Annotated in this window: 5 protein-coding genes, 4 tRNA genes and 7 rRNA genes; 2 read left to right on the top strand and 14 right to left on the bottom strand. The window is 52.4% G+C overall.

Features of this window, described 5'->3' with window-relative positions:
- The first annotated feature begins 193 nt into the window (after positions 1-193).
- The gene (locus IF654_RS22320; RefSeq protein ID WP_047272779.1) at positions 194-892 is read left to right on the top strand and encodes a GntR family transcriptional regulator; all 699 of its coding nucleotides are present in this window, start codon (positions 194-196) and stop codon (positions 890-892) included.
- Positions 893-938: 46 nt separating this feature from the next.
- On the opposite strand, the gene IF654_RS22325 is transcribed toward IF654_RS22320, so the two are convergent.
- From IF654_RS22325 to IF654_RS22390, 14 genes are all read right to left on the bottom strand, one after another.
- The gene (locus IF654_RS22325) at positions 939-2816 is read right to left on the bottom strand and encodes a methyl-accepting chemotaxis protein (RefSeq protein WP_047272778.1); all 1878 of its coding nucleotides are present in this window, start codon (positions 2814-2816) and stop codon (positions 939-941) included.
- Between the two features lie 312 nt (positions 2817-3128).
- A 5S ribosomal RNA gene (gene rrf, locus IF654_RS22330) occupies positions 3129-3244 on the bottom strand.
- Positions 3245-3351: 107 nt separating this feature from the next.
- Positions 3352-3467 (bottom strand): 5S ribosomal RNA (gene rrf / locus IF654_RS22335).
- A 151-nt stretch (positions 3468-3618) separates the two neighbouring features.
- Positions 3619-6510: ribosomal RNA gene (locus IF654_RS22340) — 23S ribosomal RNA — on the bottom strand.
- A gap of 235 nt (positions 6511-6745) precedes the next feature.
- Positions 6746-6821 (bottom strand) — tRNA-Ala (locus tag IF654_RS22345).
- A 9-nt stretch (positions 6822-6830) separates the two neighbouring features.
- Positions 6831-6907, bottom strand: a tRNA-Ile gene (locus tag IF654_RS22350).
- 122 nt (positions 6908-7029) lie between these two features.
- Positions 7030-8566, bottom strand: a 16S ribosomal RNA gene (locus IF654_RS22355).
- Between the two features lie 455 nt (positions 8567-9021).
- A 5S ribosomal RNA gene (gene rrf, locus IF654_RS22360) occupies positions 9022-9137 on the bottom strand.
- 150 nt (positions 9138-9287) lie between these two features.
- Positions 9288-12179: ribosomal RNA gene (locus IF654_RS22365) — 23S ribosomal RNA — on the bottom strand.
- A gap of 235 nt (positions 12180-12414) precedes the next feature.
- Positions 12415-12490 (bottom strand) — tRNA-Ala (locus IF654_RS22370).
- Positions 12491-12499: 9 nt separating this feature from the next.
- A tRNA-Ile gene (locus IF654_RS22375) sits at positions 12500-12576 on the bottom strand.
- A gap of 122 nt (positions 12577-12698) precedes the next feature.
- A 16S ribosomal RNA gene (locus IF654_RS22380) occupies positions 12699-14235 on the bottom strand.
- Together the 16S, 23S and 5S rRNA genes with 4 tRNA genes alongside form the textbook arrangement of a ribosomal RNA operon.
- A 550-nt stretch (positions 14236-14785) precedes the next feature.
- A complete protein-coding gene (locus IF654_RS22385; protein WP_047281673.1) occupies positions 14786-16006 on the bottom strand; it encodes a CaiB/BaiF CoA transferase family protein in 1221 nt (406 codons plus the stop codon).
- Between the two features lie 16 nt (positions 16007-16022).
- Positions 16023-17204: an acyl-CoA dehydrogenase gene (locus tag IF654_RS22390; RefSeq protein WP_047279141.1), complete on the bottom strand. Its 1182-nt coding sequence runs from the start codon at positions 17202-17204 to the stop codon at positions 16023-16025.
- Between the two features lie 158 nt (positions 17205-17362).
- Here IF654_RS22390 and IF654_RS22395 point away from each other — a divergent pair, with 158 nt between their 5' ends.
- A complete protein-coding gene (locus IF654_RS22395) occupies positions 17363-18259 on the top strand; it encodes a LysR family transcriptional regulator (protein ID WP_094988381.1) in 897 nt (298 codons plus the stop codon).
- The last annotated feature ends 43 nt before the right edge of the window (positions 18260-18302 follow it).

Here is an 18302-nt window from a genome sequence, read left to right on the forward strand (position 1 = left end):
AGACTGCATAGCGGGCTGTTTTAATGCAGGCAAGTGTAGGCCACAAACTGCGCGAAATGCCGGGTTGCTTCCGGTCATTGGGGGTCCAGTCACGCTAGACTTGTTGTTACAAGGTTTGACAAGGATTTGGTCTGTACCTACTTTCAATTGGATCCAAATAGGCAAGCTGAATGTCAACCGCAGGTGCGCGAACGTGGCCGTAAAACGTAACCCTTTAAGCAGTATTGAAGTCCATGGCCCTGTTGCAGCTCATCAAGCTCGCGCGGTAATCGAAGAATCCTTGCGCAACGCTATCCTCGATGGACGCCTGCCGTGCGGGACGGCGATTCGCCAAGAGGCGCTGGCGGCCCTGTTTGGTGTGAGTCGCATGCCGGTGCGCGAGGCATTGCGCCAACTTGAATCCCAAGGGCTATTGCATGTCGTGCAGTACAAAGGTGCCGTGGTGGCGCCTTTAATTGAAGACAACTCGCTGGAATCCTACGAGTTGCGCTTGTTGTTGGAGGCCGAGGCATTGCGTCAGTCTGTGCCGTTACTGGATGAGCAGGATCTGGCATCCGCATCGGGTTATATCGAAGCGATGGAAGCCGAAACCGACATGAGTAAAGTCGGCACATTGAATCGGCTCTTTCATCAGGCGCTCTATAACAAGGCACCCAATAAGAAGCTTCTGGCATTGGTGGACGCCGGGCTGATTGAAGAGGAGCGCTTTCTTCGCTTTAACCTTGAGCAAATGAACCTTGGCTCGTTGGCTCAAGACGATCACCGCACGCTTTTGCGTCTCGCCCGGGCCAAAGAAGTCGACGCCTGTGTGGCAGAGCTGGGCCTGCATTTACAGCGGGCGGTCAACGCCATCACGCACTATCTGGACCGCCGAAAAACAAAACAGCCCTGACGTTTGAAACGACAGGGCTGTGGGTAAATCATAGACAGCGTGTAGGTCAGATCTTGAAACTGTCGACCAATTGTTTCAGTCGGCTCGCTTGCTGCGACAGCGCATCACAGTCCTTGAGCGTTTCATTGAGATTGACCACGCCTTGCTGGTTCAACAAGTTGATCTGGTTGATATCAACGTTGAGGGTTTCAACCACGGCGGTTTGTTCTTCAGTGGCAGCGGCTACCGATTGGTTCATGCCGTCGATCTCTTCAATACGCTGAGTGACGCTGATCAAGCGGGCGCCCGCCTGGTTGGCCACTTCCACGCTTTCCTCACTGGAAACCTGACTGGCATTCATCGTGGTCACCGCTTCTCGCGAGCCCACTTGCAGCGAAGTAATCATTTTGTGGATTTCTTCTGCCGACTCCTGAGTGCGGTGTGCCAGATTGCGCACTTCATCGGCCACCACAGCAAATCCGCGACCCGCTTCACCTGCACGTGCCGCCTCGATCGCCGCGTTGAGGGCGAGCAAGTTGGTTTGCTGGGAGATACCTTTGATTACGTCCAGGATATGGCCGATGTTGTCGGTGCTGGCGTTCAGGGTTTCAATCTGGGCGCAGGACATGCTGATCTTTTGCGACAACTCGGTCATGGCCTGAATGGTTTGCTCAACCACTTGGCGGCCATCATCGGCCTGTTCGCTTGCACCGCTGGCATGTTGCGAAGCATCAGCCGCGTTACGGGCGATTTCCTGTGTGGCGGCACCCAGTTCGTTGATTGCGGCAGCTACGCTGTTGGTGCGTGCGCTCTGCTCGTCAGAACCGATGATCGAAGCATTCGACGATGCCATCACCCGCTGGGACAAATCATGAACCTGACGTGTCGCGGAGGACACTTCCGAAATCGACGCGTGAATACGTTCTACGAACTGGTTGAAAGAGCTGGCCAGCAAGCCAAATTCATCTTTGCTTTCGATTACCAGACGACGAGTCAAGTCACCTTCGCCCTGAGCGATGTCCTGCATGGCTCGGCCCATGGTGGTCAGAGGGCGCATCAGGAACTGGATCAGCAGGCTGAGCAGAACGGCAATGACAGCCACGGCGATGAACATTGCGATGAATGCGGAGGTACGGAATTTGGAAAGCGGAGCGTACGCTTTTTCCTTGTCTAGCGACTGACCGATATACCAGTCTGCAGGTAAGCCGGTTACCGGCGTGAAGGAAATAATCCGCTCGTGACCATTCAGGTTAACTTCCTGAATGCCTTTTTCAATGCGCAACGCGCTGGATGGGTAGATGTCTTTCAGGTTTTTCATCACCTGATCTTTTTCCGGACTGACGATGACCTGGCCGTCGCCGCTCACCAGAAACGCGTAGCCCAAGCCACCTGAATCCACCGAATTGATAATTTTGACCAAGCTGTCGAGGCTCAGGTCGCCCCCTACCACGCCGAGTAATTCGCCGTTGCTTTTGACAGGCATCGCGATGGTTACGATCAAGCCGCCTACGGCAGCCATGTAGGGCGGCGTCAGCATTGTCTTACCGGCACTTACGCCTTGTTTGTACCAAGGACGTTCACGTGGGTCGTAACCGTCTGGCATTTTGGCGTCAGGACGCTGTGTGAACACGCCGTTGGCTTGGCCCACATAGGTGAACTGAAAATTCGAGGTTAATGCAGGCTGATCCACCAAGCCGGGCAAATCCGCTTGCTTGCCTTGGTGCGCGACGTTTTGTGCGAGGCTTTCGAGTACCAGGATACGACCACTCAGCCAATTCTGAACGCTGCTGGCAGTCAGGTTGCCAGCTTGTTGCACTGACGACTCGATGTTTTGCTTGATGGTATTTCGCTGCAGGTAGTCGTTGTACAGAGTGAACAACGCAAACGCCAGAACCACGACGCCTGAAGCGGCCAGAAGGATTTTATGGCTGAACTTGAGATTCATTTCATGGGACTTCTTATGCCGAGAGTGGGGATGCGTACGGGTGCAACATTCCGTGTAACAGCGCAGGCAGCCTTTCTATCCGGCAGCTCTACTAAGCACGCATTGCTCAACAGGCTGTCGGCACCATTCCCGGAAAACTTAGCCATTTGTGATGGCATTTTGTTTAATCCGACGAAAGTCAATTGCAGGGCGTTTAGGCCGGGGGTTTGAGGAAGATCAGAGGGAGGGGAAAGAAGCAGGTTTAGCGGCGGTTGTGGCGTAGAAAAAACAAAACCCCTGTCTGCGTGAGCAGACAGGGGTTTCGGAATTCAATCTTGACGATGACCTACTCTCACATGGGGAAACCCCACACTACCATCGGCGATGCATCGTTTCACTGCTGAGTTCGGGATGGGATCAGGTGGTTCCAATGCTCTATGGTCGTCAAGAAATTCTGTGACAGATCCGTTACTGAGTAACGTGCCTGTGAAAACTTGGTACTTCTATAAAAACAAAATCCCCGTCTGCGTGAGCAGACAGGGATTTTGGAATTTAATCTTGACGATGACCTACTCTCACATGGGGAAACCCCACACTACCATCGGCGATGCATCGTTTCACTGCTGAGTTCGGGATGGGATCAGGTGGTTCCAATGCTCTATGGTCGTCAAGAAATTCGGTAGCCGGTGCGTTTACCTTACGGTCAACGTTCCAGCGAATGGGTATGTAATAGAGTTGGTGTTTTGTGAGGTGCAAACTTTCGGTTTGTATCGTCTTCACACACCGCAATCTGGCCTTTCGACGCAAATTGCTTGGGTGTTATATGGTCAAGCCTCACGGGCAATTAGTATTGGTTAGCTCAACGCCTCACAGCGCTTACACACCCAACCTATCAACGTCGTAGTCTTCGACGGCCCTTTAGGGAACTCAAGGTTCCAGTGAGATCTCATCTTGAGGCAAGTTTCCCGCTTAGATGCTTTCAGCGGTTATCTTTCCCGAACATAGCTACCCGGCAATGCCACTGGCGTGACAACCGGAACACCAGAGGTTCGTCCACTCCGGTCCTCTCGTACTAGGAGCAGCCCCTCTCAAATCTCAAACGTCCACGGCAGATAGGGACCGAACTGTCTCACGACGTTCTAAACCCAGCTCGCGTACCACTTTAAATGGCGAACAGCCATACCCTTGGGACCGGCTTCAGCCCCAGGATGTGATGAGCCGACATCGAGGTGCCAAACACCGCCGTCGATATGAACTCTTGGGCGGTATCAGCCTGTTATCCCCGGAGTACCTTTTATCCGTTGAGCGATGGCCCTTCCATACAGAACCACCGGATCACTAAGACCTACTTTCGTACCTGCTCGACGTGTCTGTCTCGCAGTCAAGCGCGCTTTTGCCTTTATACTCTACGACCGATTTCCGACCGGTCTGAGCGCACCTTCGTACTCCTCCGTTACTCTTTAGGAGGAGACCGCCCCAGTCAAACTACCCACCATACACTGTCCTCGATCCGGATAACGGACCTGAGTTAGAACCTCAAAGTTGCCAGGGTGGTATTTCAAGGATGGCTCCACGCGAACTGGCGTCCACGCTTCAAAGCCTCCCACCTATCCTACACAAGCAAATTCAAAGTCCAGTGCAAAGCTATAGTAAAGGTTCACGGGGTCTTTCCGTCTAGCCGCGGATACACTGCATCTTCACAGCGATTTCAATTTCACTGAGTCTCGGGTGGAGACAGCGCCGCCATCGTTACGCCATTCGTGCAGGTCGGAACTTACCCGACAAGGAATTTCGCTACCTTAGGACCGTTATAGTTACGGCCGCCGTTTACCGGGGCTTCGATCAAGAGCTTCGCGTTAGCTAACCCCATCAATTAACCTTCCGGCACCGGGCAGGCGTCACACCCTATACGTCCACTTTCGTGTTTGCAGAGTGCTGTGTTTTTAATAAACAGTCGCAGCGGCCTGGTATCTTCGACCGGCATGGGCTTACGCAGTAAATGCTTGACCCTCACCGGCGCACCTTCTCCCGAAGTTACGGTGCCATTTTGCCTAGTTCCTTCACCCGAGTTCTCTCAAGCGCCTTGGTATTCTCTACCCAACCACCTGTGTCGGTTTGGGGTACGGTTCCTGGTTACCTGAAGCTTAGAAGCTTTTCTTGGAAGCATGGCATCAACCACTTCGTGTTCTAAAAGAACACTCGTCATCAGCTCTCGGCCTTAGAATCCCGGATTTACCTAAGATTCCAGCCTACCACCTTAAACTTGGACAACCAACGCCAAGCTGGCCTAGCCTTCTCCGTCCCTCCATCGCAATAACCAGAAGTACAGGAATATTAACCTGTTTTCCATCGACTACGCTTTTCAGCCTCGCCTTAGGGACCGACTAACCCTGCGTCGATTAACGTTGCGCAGGAAACCTTGGTCTTTCGGCGTGGGTGTTTTTCACACCCATTATCGTTACTCATGTCAGCATTCGCACTTCTGATACCTCCAGCAAGCTTCTCAACTCACCTTCACAGGCTTACAGAACGCTCCTCTACCGCATCACTTACGTGATACCCGTAGCTTCGGTGTATGGTTTGAGCCCCGTTAAATCTTCCGCGCAGGCCGACTCGACTAGTGAGCTATTACGCTTTCTTTAAAGGGTGGCTGCTTCTAAGCCAACCTCCTAGCTGTCTAAGCCTTCCCACATCGTTTCCCACTTAACCATAACTTTGGGACCTTAGCTGACGGTCTGGGTTGTTTCCCTTTTCACGACGGACGTTAGCACCCGCCGTGTGTCTCCCATGCTCGGCACTTGTAGGTATTCGGAGTTTGCATCGGTTTGGTAAGTCGGGATGACCCCCTAGCCGAAACAGTGCTCTACCCCCTACAGTGATACATGAGGCGCTACCTAAATAGCTTTCGAGGAGAACCAGCTATCTCCGAGCTTGATTAGCCTTTCACTCCGATCCACAGGTCATCCGCTAACTTTTCAACGGTAGTCGGTTCGGTCCTCCAGTTAGTGTTACCCAACCTTCAACCTGCCCATGGATAGATCGCCCGGTTTCGGGTCTATTCCCAGCGACTAGACGCCCTATTAAGACTCGCTTTCGCTACGCCTCCCCTATTCGGTTAAGCTTGCCACTGAAAATAAGTCGCTGACCCATTATACAAAAGGTACGCAGTCACCCAACAAAGTGGGCTCCCACTGCTTGTACGCATACGGTTTCAGGATCTATTTCACTCCCCTCTCCGGGGTTCTTTTCGCCTTTCCCTCACGGTACTAGTTCACTATCGGTCAGTCAGTAGTATTTAGCCTTGGAGGATGGTCCCCCCATATTCAGACAAAGTTTCTCGTGCTCCGTCCTACTCGATTTCACTGCAAAGATGTTTTCGCGTACAGGGCTATCACCCACTATGGCCGCACTTTCCAGAGCGTTCCGCTAACATCAATACAGCTTAAGGGCTGGTCCCCGTTCGCTCGCCACTACTAAGGGAATCTCGGTTGATTTCTTTTCCTCAGGGTACTTAGATGTTTCAGTTCCCCTGGTTCGCTTCTTGTACCTATGTATTCAGTACAAGATAACCATCTTATGATGGTTGGGTTCCCCCATTCAGACATCTCCGGATCAAAGTCTGTTTGCCGACTCCCCGAAGCTTTTCGCAGGCTACCACGTCTTTCATCGCCTCTGACTGCCAAGGCATCCACCGTATGCGCTTCTTCACTTGACCATATAACCCCAAGCAATCTGGTTATACTATGAAGACGACATTCGCCGAAAACTTGCAATTACTCACAAATTTTACCTTAGCCTGAATAAACACCAGTGAAAGTGTCATTCAGTCTATCTTTCTATTACATACCCAAATTTTTAAAGAACGATCTAATCAAAAGATCAGAAATCAACATTCACCATCATGTGATGGAATGCTCATTTCTAAGCTTTACGATGCAGAAGCAAGTTTATGGTGGAGCCAAGCGGGATCGAACCGCTGACCTCCTGCGTGCAAGGCAGGCGCTCTCCCAGCTGAGCTATGGCCCCATACAAAATTGGTGGGTCTGGGCAGATTCGAACTGCCGACCTCACCCTTATCAGGGGTGCGCTCTAACCAACTGAGCTACAGACCCAATTTCGAGCTTGTAACTGTTAGCGTGAGCTATCAGCTTGGAGCTTAAAGCTGCTTCTATCGTCTTCTTCAATGAATCAAGCAATTCGTGTGGGAACTTATGGAGCAGCTGATGTCGTCGATTAAGGAGGTGATCCAGCCGCAGGTTCCCCTACGGCTACCTTGTTACGACTTCACCCCAGTCATGAATCACACCGTGGTAACCGTCCTCCCGAGGGTTAGACTAGCTACTTCTGGTGCAACCCACTCCCATGGTGTGACGGGCGGTGTGTACAAGGCCCGGGAACGTATTCACCGTGACATTCTGATTCACGATTACTAGCGATTCCGACTTCACGCAGTCGAGTTGCAGACTGCGATCCGGACTACGATCGGTTTTATGGGATTAGCTCCACCTCGCGGCTTGGCAACCCTTTGTACCGACCATTGTAGCACGTGTGTAGCCCAGGCCGTAAGGGCCATGATGACTTGACGTCATCCCCACCTTCCTCCGGTTTGTCACCGGCAGTCTCCTTAGAGTGCCCACCATTACGTGCTGGTAACTAAGGACAAGGGTTGCGCTCGTTACGGGACTTAACCCAACATCTCACGACACGAGCTGACGACAGCCATGCAGCACCTGTCTCAATGTTCCCGAAGGCACCAATCCATCTCTGGAAAGTTCATTGGATGTCAAGGCCTGGTAAGGTTCTTCGCGTTGCTTCGAATTAAACCACATGCTCCACCGCTTGTGCGGGCCCCCGTCAATTCATTTGAGTTTTAACCTTGCGGCCGTACTCCCCAGGCGGTCAACTTAATGCGTTAGCTGCGCCACTAAGAACTCAAGGTTCCCAACGGCTAGTTGACATCGTTTACGGCGTGGACTACCAGGGTATCTAATCCTGTTTGCTCCCCACGCTTTCGCACCTCAGTGTCAGTATCAGTCCAGGTAGTCGCCTTCGCCACTGGTGTTCCTTCCTATATCTACGCATTTCACCGCTACACAGGAAATTCCACTACCCTCTACCATACTCTAGCTTGCCAGTTTTGGATGCAGTTCCCAGGTTGAGCCCGGGGATTTCACATTCAACTTAACAAACCACCTACGCGCGCTTTACGCCCAGTAATTCCGATTAACGCTTGCACCCTCTGTATTACCGCGGCTGCTGGCACAGAGTTAGCCGGTGCTTATTCTGTCGGTAACGTCAAAGCACTAACGTATTAGGTTAATGCCCTTCCTCCCAACTTAAAGTGCTTTACAATCCGAAGACCTTCTTCACACACGCGGCATGGCTGGATCAGGCTTTCGCCCATTGTCCAATATTCCCCACTGCTGCCTCCCGTAGGAGTCTGGACCGTGTCTCAGTTCCAGTGTGACTGATCATCCTCTCAGACCAGTTACGGATCGTAGCCTTGGTGAGCCATTACCTCACCAACTAGCTAATCCGACCTAGGCTCATCTGATAGCGCAAGGCCCGAAGGTCCCCTGCTTTCTCCCGTAGGACGTATGCGGTATTAGCGTCCGTTTCCGAACGTTATCCCCCACTACCAGGCAGATTCCTAGGTATTACTCACCCGTCCGCCGCTCTCAAGAGGTGCAAGCACCTCTCTACCGCTCGACTTGCATGTGTTAGGCCTGCCGCCAGCGTTCAATCTGAGCCATGATCAAACTCTTCAGTTCAAACATCTTTGGGTTTTGAGAAAACCCTAAACTTGGCTCAGCAATCGTTGGTTACATCTTTGATTTCTCGCGGAGTAACTTGTGATGCTGATAATCTTTTTGACTATCAGTCTGACTCCACAAGCACCCACACGAATTGCTTGATTCAGTTGTTAAAGAGCGGTTGGTTAAGCTTTCGCTCAACCGAGGCGCGCATTCTACAGCAGCCTCTGTTGCTGTCAAGCGGTTATTTTAAGATGTTTTCAAAGTTTCCTCTGTAACATCAACCACTTGCGCTTCCGATCTCTCGTCAGCGGGAGGCGAATTCTACAGCGTTACACGCTGCTGTCAACCCCACTTTATTCTTTGTTTATCAGGTAACTACCTGACTCACTGCACATGCTTTTTACAAAGCTTGTACTTATACAAAAACAAAATCCCCATCTGCGTGAGCAGACAGGGATTTCGGAATTTAATCTTGACGATGACCTACTCTCACATGGGGAAACCCCACACTACCATCGGCGATGCATCGTTTCACTGCTGAGTTCGGGATGGGATCAGGTGGTTCCAATGCTCTATGGTCGTCAAGAAATTCGGTAGCCGGTGCGTTTACCTTACGGTCAACGTTCCAGCGAATGGGTATGTAATAGAGTGGTGTTTTGTGAGGTGCAAACTTTCGGTTTGTATCGACTTCACACACCGCAATCTGGCCTTTCGACGCAAATTGCTTGGGTGTTATATGGTCAAGCCTCACGGGCAATTAGTATTGGTTAGCTCAACGCCTCACAGCGCTTACACACCCAACCTATCAACGTCGTAGTCTTCGACGGCCCTTTAGGGAACTCAAGGTTCCAGTGAGATCTCATCTTGAGGCAAGTTTCCCGCTTAGATGCTTTCAGCGGTTATCTTTCCCGAACATAGCTACCCGGCAATGCCACTGGCGTGACAACCGGAACACCAGAGGTTCGTCCACTCCGGTCCTCTCGTACTAGGAGCAGCCCCTCTCAAATCTCAAACGTCCACGGCAGATAGGGACCGAACTGTCTCACGACGTTCTAAACCCAGCTCGCGTACCACTTTAAATGGCGAACAGCCATACCCTTGGGACCGGCTTCAGCCCCAGGATGTGATGAGCCGACATCGAGGTGCCAAACACCGCCGTCGATATGAACTCTTGGGCGGTATCAGCCTGTTATCCCCGGAGTACCTTTTATCCGTTGAGCGATGGCCCTTCCATACAGAACCACCGGATCACTAAGACCTACTTTCGTACCTGCTCGACGTGTCTGTCTCGCAGTCAAGCGCGCTTTTGCCTTTATACTCTACGACCGATTTCCGACCGGTCTGAGCGCACCTTCGTACTCCTCCGTTACTCTTTAGGAGGAGACCGCCCCAGTCAAACTACCCACCATACACTGTCCTCGATCCGGATAACGGACCTGAGTTAGAACCTCAAAGTTGCCAGGGTGGTATTTCAAGGATGGCTCCACGCGAACTGGCGTCCACGCTTCAAAGCCTCCCACCTATCCTACACAAGCAAATTCAAAGTCCAGTGCAAAGCTATAGTAAAGGTTCACGGGGTCTTTCCGTCTAGCCGCGGATACACTGCATCTTCACAGCGATTTCAATTTCACTGAGTCTCGGGTGGAGACAGCGCCGCCATCGTTACGCCATTCGTGCAGGTCGGAACTTACCCGACAAGGAATTTCGCTACCTTAGGACCGTTATAGTTACGGCCGCCGTTTACCGGGGCTTCGATCAAGAGCTTCGCGTTAGCTAACCCCATCAATTAACCTTCCGGCACCGGGCAGGCGTCACACCCTATACGTCCACTTTCGTGTTTGCAGAGTGCTGTGTTTTTAATAAACAGTCGCAGCGGCCTGGTATCTTCGACCGGCATGGGCTTACGCAGTAAATGCTTGACCCTCACCGGCGCACCTTCTCCCGAAGTTACGGTGCCATTTTGCCTAGTTCCTTCACCCGAGTTCTCTCAAGCGCCTTGGTATTCTCTACCCAACCACCTGTGTCGGTTTGGGGTACGGTTCCTGGTTACCTGAAGCTTAGAAGCTTTTCTTGGAAGCATGGCATCAACCACTTCGTGTTCTAAAAGAACACTCGTCATCAGCTCTCGGCCTTAGAATCCCGGATTTACCTAAGATTCCAGCCTACCACCTTAAACTTGGACAACCAACGCCAAGCTGGCCTAGCCTTCTCCGTCCCTCCATCGCAATAACCAGAAGTACAGGAATATTAACCTGTTTTCCATCGACTACGCTTTTCAGCCTCGCCTTAGGGACCGACTAACCCTGCGTCGATTAACGTTGCGCAGGAAACCTTGGTCTTTCGGCGTGGGTGTTTTTCACACCCATTATCGTTACTCATGTCAGCATTCGCACTTCTGATACCTCCAGCAAGCTTCTCAACTCACCTTCACAGGCTTACAGAACGCTCCTCTACCGCATCACTTACGTGATACCCGTAGCTTCGGTGTATGGTTTGAGCCCCGTTAAATCTTCCGCGCAGGCCGACTCGACTAGTGAGCTATTACGCTTTCTTTAAAGGGTGGCTGCTTCTAAGCCAACCTCCTAGCTGTCTAAGCCTTCCCACATCGTTTCCCACTTAACCATAACTTTGGGACCTTAGCTGACGGTCTGGGTTGTTTCCCTTTTCACGACGGACGTTAGCACCCGCCGTGTGTCTCCCATGCTCGGCACTTGTAGGTATTCGGAGTTTGCATCGGTTTGGTAAGTCGGGATGACCCCCTAGCCGAAACAGTGCTCTACCCCCTACAGTGATACATGAGGCGCTACCTAAATAGCTTTCGAGGAGAACCAGCTATCTCCGAGCTTGATTAGCCTTTCACTCCGATCCACAGGTCATCCGCTAACTTTTCAACGGTAGTCGGTTCGGTCCTCCAGTTAGTGTTACCCAACCTTCAACCTGCCCATGGATAGATCGCCCGGTTTCGGGTCTATTCCCAGCGACTAGACGCCCTATTAAGACTCGCTTTCGCTACGCCTCCCCTATTCGGTTAAGCTTGCCACTGAAAATAAGTCGCTGACCCATTATACAAAAGGTACGCAGTCACCCAACAAAGTGGGCTCCCACTGCTTGTACGCATACGGTTTCAGGATCTATTTCACTCCCCTCTCCGGGGTTCTTTTCGCCTTTCCCTCACGGTACTAGTTCACTATCGGTCAGTCAGTAGTATTTAGCCTTGGAGGATGGTCCCCCCATATTCAGACAAAGTTTCTCGTGCTCCGTCCTACTCGATTTCACTGCAAAGATGTTTTCGCGTACAGGGCTATCACCCACTATGGCCGCACTTTCCAGAGCGTTCCGCTAACATCAATACAGCTTAAGGGCTGGTCCCCGTTCGCTCGCCACTACTAAGGGAATCTCGGTTGATTTCTTTTCCTCAGGGTACTTAGATGTTTCAGTTCCCCTGGTTCGCTTCTTGTACCTATGTATTCAGTACAAGATAACCATCTTATGATGGTTGGGTTCCCCCATTCAGACATCTCCGGATCAAAGTCTGTTTGCCGACTCCCCGAAGCTTTTCGCAGGCTACCACGTCTTTCATCGCCTCTGACTGCCAAGGCATCCACCGTATGCGCTTCTTCACTTGACCATATAACCCCAAGCAATCTGGTTATACTATGAAGACGACATTCGCCGAAAACTTGCAATTACTCACAAATTTTACCTTAGCCTGAATAAACACCAGTGAAAGTGTCATTCAGTCTATCTTTCTATTACATACCCAAATTTTTAAAGAACGATCTAATCAAAAGATCAGAAATCAACATTCACCATCATGTGATGGAATGCTCATTTCTAAGCTTTACGATGCAGAAGCAAGTTTATGGTGGAGCCAAGCGGGATCGAACCGCTGACCTCCTGCGTGCAAGGCAGGCGCTCTCCCAGCTGAGCTATGGCCCCATACAAAATTGGTGGGTCTGGGCAGATTCGAACTGCCGACCTCACCCTTATCAGGGGTGCGCTCTAACCAACTGAGCTACAGACCCAATTTCGAGCTTGTAACTGTTAGCGTGAGCTATCAGCTTGGAGCTTAAAGCTGCTTCTATCGTCTTCTTCAATGAATCAAGCAATTCGTGTGGGAACTTATGGAGCAGCTGATGTCGTCGATTAAGGAGGTGATCCAGCCGCAGGTTCCCCTACGGCTACCTTGTTACGACTTCACCCCAGTCATGAATCACACCGTGGTAACCGTCCTCCCGAGGGTTAGACTAGCTACTTCTGGTGCAACCCACTCCCATGGTGTGACGGGCGGTGTGTACAAGGCCCGGGAACGTATTCACCGTGACATTCTGATTCACGATTACTAGCGATTCCGACTTCACGCAGTCGAGTTGCAGACTGCGATCCGGACTACGATCGGTTTTATGGGATTAGCTCCACCTCGCGGCTTGGCAACCCTTTGTACCGACCATTGTAGCACGTGTGTAGCCCAGGCCGTAAGGGCCATGATGACTTGACGTCATCCCCACCTTCCTCCGGTTTGTCACCGGCAGTCTCCTTAGAGTGCCCACCATTACGTGCTGGTAACTAAGGACAAGGGTTGCGCTCGTTACGGGACTTAACCCAACATCTCACGACACGAGCTGACGACAGCCATGCAGCACCTGTCTCAATGTTCCCGAAGGCACCAATCCATCTCTGGAAAGTTCATTGGATGTCAAGGCCTGGTAAGGTTCTTCGCGTTGCTTCGAATTAAACCACATGCTCCACCGCTTGTGCGGGCCCCCGTCAATTCATTTGAGTTTTAACCTTGCGGCCGTACTCCCCAGGCGGTCAACTTAATGCGTTAGCTGCGCCACTAAGAACTCAAGGTTCCCAACGGCTAGTTGACATCGTTTACGGCGTGGACTACCAGGGTATCTAATCCTGTTTGCTCCCCACGCTTTCGCACCTCAGTGTCAGTATCAGTCCAGGTAGTCGCCTTCGCCACTGGTGTTCCTTCCTATATCTACGCATTTCACCGCTACACAGGAAATTCCACTACCCTCTACCATACTCTAGCTTGCCAGTTTTGGATGCAGTTCCCAGGTTGAGCCCGGGGATTTCACATTCAACTTAACAAACCACCTACGCGCGCTTTACGCCCAGTAATTCCGATTAACGCTTGCACCCTCTGTATTACCGCGGCTGCTGGCACAGAGTTAGCCGGTGCTTATTCTGTCGGTAACGTCAAAGCACTAACGTATTAGGTTAATGCCCTTCCTCCCAACTTAAAGTGCTTTACAATCCGAAGACCTTCTTCACACACGCGGCATGGCTGGATCAGGCTTTCGCCCATTGTCCAATATTCCCCACTGCTGCCTCCCGTAGGAGTCTGGACCGTGTCTCAGTTCCAGTGTGACTGATCATCCTCTCAGACCAGTTACGGATCGTAGCCTTGGTGAGCCATTACCTCACCAACTAGCTAATCCGACCTAGGCTCATCTGATAGCGCAAGGCCCGAAGGTCCCCTGCTTTCTCCCGTAGGACGTATGCGGTATTAGCGTCCGTTTCCGAACGTTATCCCCCACTACCAGGCAGATTCCTAGGTATTACTCACCCGTCCGCCGCTCTCAAGAGGTGCAAGCACCTCTCTACCGCTCGACTTGCATGTGTTAGGCCTGCCGCCAGCGTTCAATCTGAGCCATGATCAAACTCTTCAGTTCAAACATCTTTGGGTTTTGAGAAAACCCTAAACTTGGCTCAGCAATCGTTGGTTACATCTTTGATTTCTCGCGGAGTAACTTGTGATGCTGATAATCTTTTTGACTATCAGCCTGACTCCACAAGCACCCACACGAATTGCTTGATTCAGTTGTTAAAGAGCGGTTGGTTAAGCTTTCGCTCAACCGAGGCGCGCATTCTACAGCAGCCTCTGTTGCTGTCAAGCGGTTATTTTAAGATGTTTTCAAAGCTTCCTCTGTAACATCAACCACTTGCGCTTTCGATCTCTCGTCAGCGGGAGGCGAATTCTACAGCGTTACACGCTGCTGTCAACGCCTCATTTCCTGCTTCGATGATTTGAAGCTGGCATCGTCAAAGCCGCCTAACTCATTGAAACTCAAGGAGTTTTCCGTTTCGACTGCGCCGGAAGTGGGGCGAATTATAGGCCGCTGGAATTCTGAGTCAAGCCCTAATTGAGCGACTCTATCAATTACCCAAAAAAGACTTAAAACCTAACTATATAGAGAGGCACTAGCGCCCCTCTGCAAAGACCTAAACAACGCCCGACGTGCGCAGCCCTTCCAGCGCCCCCGCAGTCATCCCCAAGACACGCTGCAAGACCTCCTGCGTATGCTCGCCCAGCAATGGCGGCGCATTACGGTATTCAACCGGGGTGGCCGACAGCCTGATCGGGCTCGCCACCTGCGGCACAAGCCCCGCCAACGGGTGAGGCAACGCTATCGCCAAGTTACGCGCCTGCACCTGAGGATCCTCAAATACCTGCGCCAAATCGTTGATAGGCCCGCAAGGCACGCCGACCGCTTCCAACTCAGACACCCATTGCGCCGTCGTCCTGAACACAGTCGCCTGACGAATCAAAGGCACGAGCACCGACCGATTCGCCACCCGCGCGGTATTAGTCGAGAACCTGGGATCGTCAGCCCACTCACTGCAACCCGCCACCTGCGCAAACTTCCTGAACTGGCTGTCATTCCCCACGGTAAGAATGAAGTCACCATCTGCCGTAGGAAAATCCTGATACGGCACGATATTCGGATGGGCATTGCCTAAGCGCTTAGGTGAAACACCTGTCGTCAGATAGTTCATGGCCTGATTCGCCAAGCAGGCAACCTGGACATCCAGCAACGCCATATCAATGTGCTGCCCACCCCCATCATGTTGGCGATGAGCCAGCGCAGCCAGAATCGCAACCGTCGAATACAACCCGGTCAATATATCGGTCAGCGCCACACCTACTTTCACCGGCCCCGCACCCTCTTCCCCCTCAGGCCGCCCAGTCAGACTCATCAGGCCGCCCAAGCCCTGAATCATGAAGTCATAACCGGCACGCTTGGCATACGGCCCCGTTTGACCGAACCCTGTAATCGAGCAGTAGATCAAATCAGGGTTAACGTCTTTTAGCGACGCATAGTCCAGACCATAAGCCTGCAACCCACCCACCTTAAAGTTCTCGATCAAAATGTCGGACTTCGCCGCCAGCTCGCGCACCAGTCGCTGACCTTCTGGCTTGGTGAAATCGATCGTCACCGACTGTTTATTGCGATTGGCAGACAAGTAGTACGCCGCCTCGCCAGTACTCTCTCCATAGGCATCTTTAAGGAAGGGCGGCCCCCAGGCGCGCGTGTCATCTCCATTGCCCGGACGCTCGACCTTGATGACCTCAGCCCCAAGGTCGGCCAGAATCTGGCCCGCCCAAGGACCTGCCAGTACCCGCGACAAATCCAGCACCCGCAAATGCGATAAAGCCCCCATGAGCCGCCCCCCTCTATTAATAGAACGCCTGAAGACCTGTCTGCGCCCGACCCAGAATCAGGGCGTGCACGTCATGGGTGCCTTCATAGGTATTCACCACTTCAAGGTTGACCAGGTGGCGCGCCACACCAAACTCATCAGAAATGCCGTTCCCCCCCAGCATGTCACGCGCCATGCGAGCAATGTCGAGCGACTTGCCGCACGAATTACGCTTCATGATGGACGTGATCTCCACCGCCGCCGTGCCCTCGTCCTTCATTCTCCCCAGACGCAGGCAACCCTGCAGCGCCAACGTAATCTCAGTCTGCATATCCGCCAGCTTTTTCTGAATCAACTGCGTGGCAGCCAGTGGCCGGCCAAACTGCTGACGATCGAGGGTGTACTGGCGTGCGGTATGCCAACAAAACTCGGCAGCCCCCAGCGCCCCCCACGAAATACCGTACCGGGCCGAGTTCAAACAGGTGAAAGGCCCCTTCAGACCACGCACATCCGGAAAAATGTTCTCTTCAGGTACAAACACGTTATCCATAACGATTTCGCCAGTGATCGATGCGCGCAAACCTACCTTGCCGTGAATTGCAGGCGCACTCAGACCCTTCCAACCCTTTTCCAGCACAAAGCCACGGATATCCCCGGCATCATCTTTAGCCCACACCACAAATACATCAGCAATCGGGCTGTTGGTGATCCACATTTTGGCGCCCGTCAAGCTGTAGCCGCCTTCGACTTTGCGTGCACGCGTAATCATCGCACCAGGATCAGAACCGTGATTTGGCTCAGTCAGACCAAAACAGCCAATCCATTCACCCGAAGCCAGCTTGGGCAGGTATTTCTGCTTTTGGGCTTCAGTCCCAAACTCATTGATAGGCACCATCACCAGCGACGACTGCACACTCATCATTGAACGGTAGCCAGAGTCCACACGCTCCACTTCCCGCGCAATCAAGCCATAGCTCACATAATTGAGGCCGCTGCCGCCGTATTGCTCGGGGATCATCGCTCCCAGCAAACCGGTCTCGCCCATTTCACGAAAAATGGCCGGATCAGTCTTCTCATGACGGAAAGCTTCAAGCACTCGAGGCGCCAACTTGCCCTGCGCAAACTGCTCAGCACTGTCGCGCACCATGCGCTCTTCTTCAGTGAGCTGCTGATCCAGCAACAGTGGATCGATCCAGTTGAAGCTTGCCTTACCCGCCATGAGTGAACCCTCGAGATATAGATCAAATGTCGTGGGCCGATCGTAGGCCGCACCTATATAGAAGGACAAACGAGGATTCGGCACTCTCTTGTGATAATTTCTCACTCCGTGAAGATCAAAAACGCCATATCTGACGACCTTTAGTGAGGAAGCCGTACATGCGCCGCAAGATTCCCAGTACGACCGCACTCATCAGTTTTGAGGCGGCAGCTCGGCACGAAAGCTTCACCAAAGCTGCGCAGGAGCTTTCTCTGACCCAAGGAGCGATCTGCCGACAAATAGCCAGCCTCGAAGAATTCCTTGGCATCGAACTTTTCAGACGCTCAAAACGCGGTGTGAAGCTGACGGAAGCAGGACTTTCTTACAGCCGACGTGTCGCAACCCAACTGGATGCCGTCGAGCGTGACACCCTCTCGATCATGGGCCAGCAAGGCGCCAACGTGATTGAACTGGCCGTCGTCCCCACCTTCGGTACGCAATGGCTGCTACCGCGACTCAAAGACTTCCAGCAGCAACACCCCGACGTCACGGTCAACCTCACCAACCGCACGCGCCCCTTTCTGTTTGCTGACACCGACTTTGACGCCGCCATCTATTTTGGCGATGCCGACTGGTCCGGCACTTCGTCCTATCGCTTGATGGGTGAAAATCCCGTTCCCGTATGCAGCCCCCGTCTGCTGCCAGCCGAGAAAACCCTCACGCCCGACGCACTCGCAGAACTTCCATTACTGCAACAAACCACGCGCCCCTATGCGTGGCGACAGTGGTTTAACGCACAAGGCCTGAACGTCCCCCGCGACATGACCGGGCCGCGCTACGAACTGTTCTCGATGCTGGCCCAGGCCGCTATGCACGACATGGGCATCGCACTGATCCCACCCTTCTTGATTCAACGCGAATTGGCCGAGCAACGACTGGTAATCGCTAACACTGCAACGCTCGCGAGCACCAAGGCTTATCACTTGATGATTCCTGAACGCAAAATCGAGTCCGCCTCGCTCCAGGCGTTTCGCGACTGGCTTATCCAGAAAGCCCAGCAATACAGCCTTGATTAGCGCATTACATCGTCCAGATGAATTATGTAGTGAACAATAAAAA

The organism is Pseudomonas lundensis (genome assembly GCF_015377145.2).
Classification (GTDB): domain Bacteria; phylum Pseudomonadota; class Gammaproteobacteria; order Pseudomonadales; family Pseudomonadaceae; genus Aquipseudomonas; species Aquipseudomonas lundensis.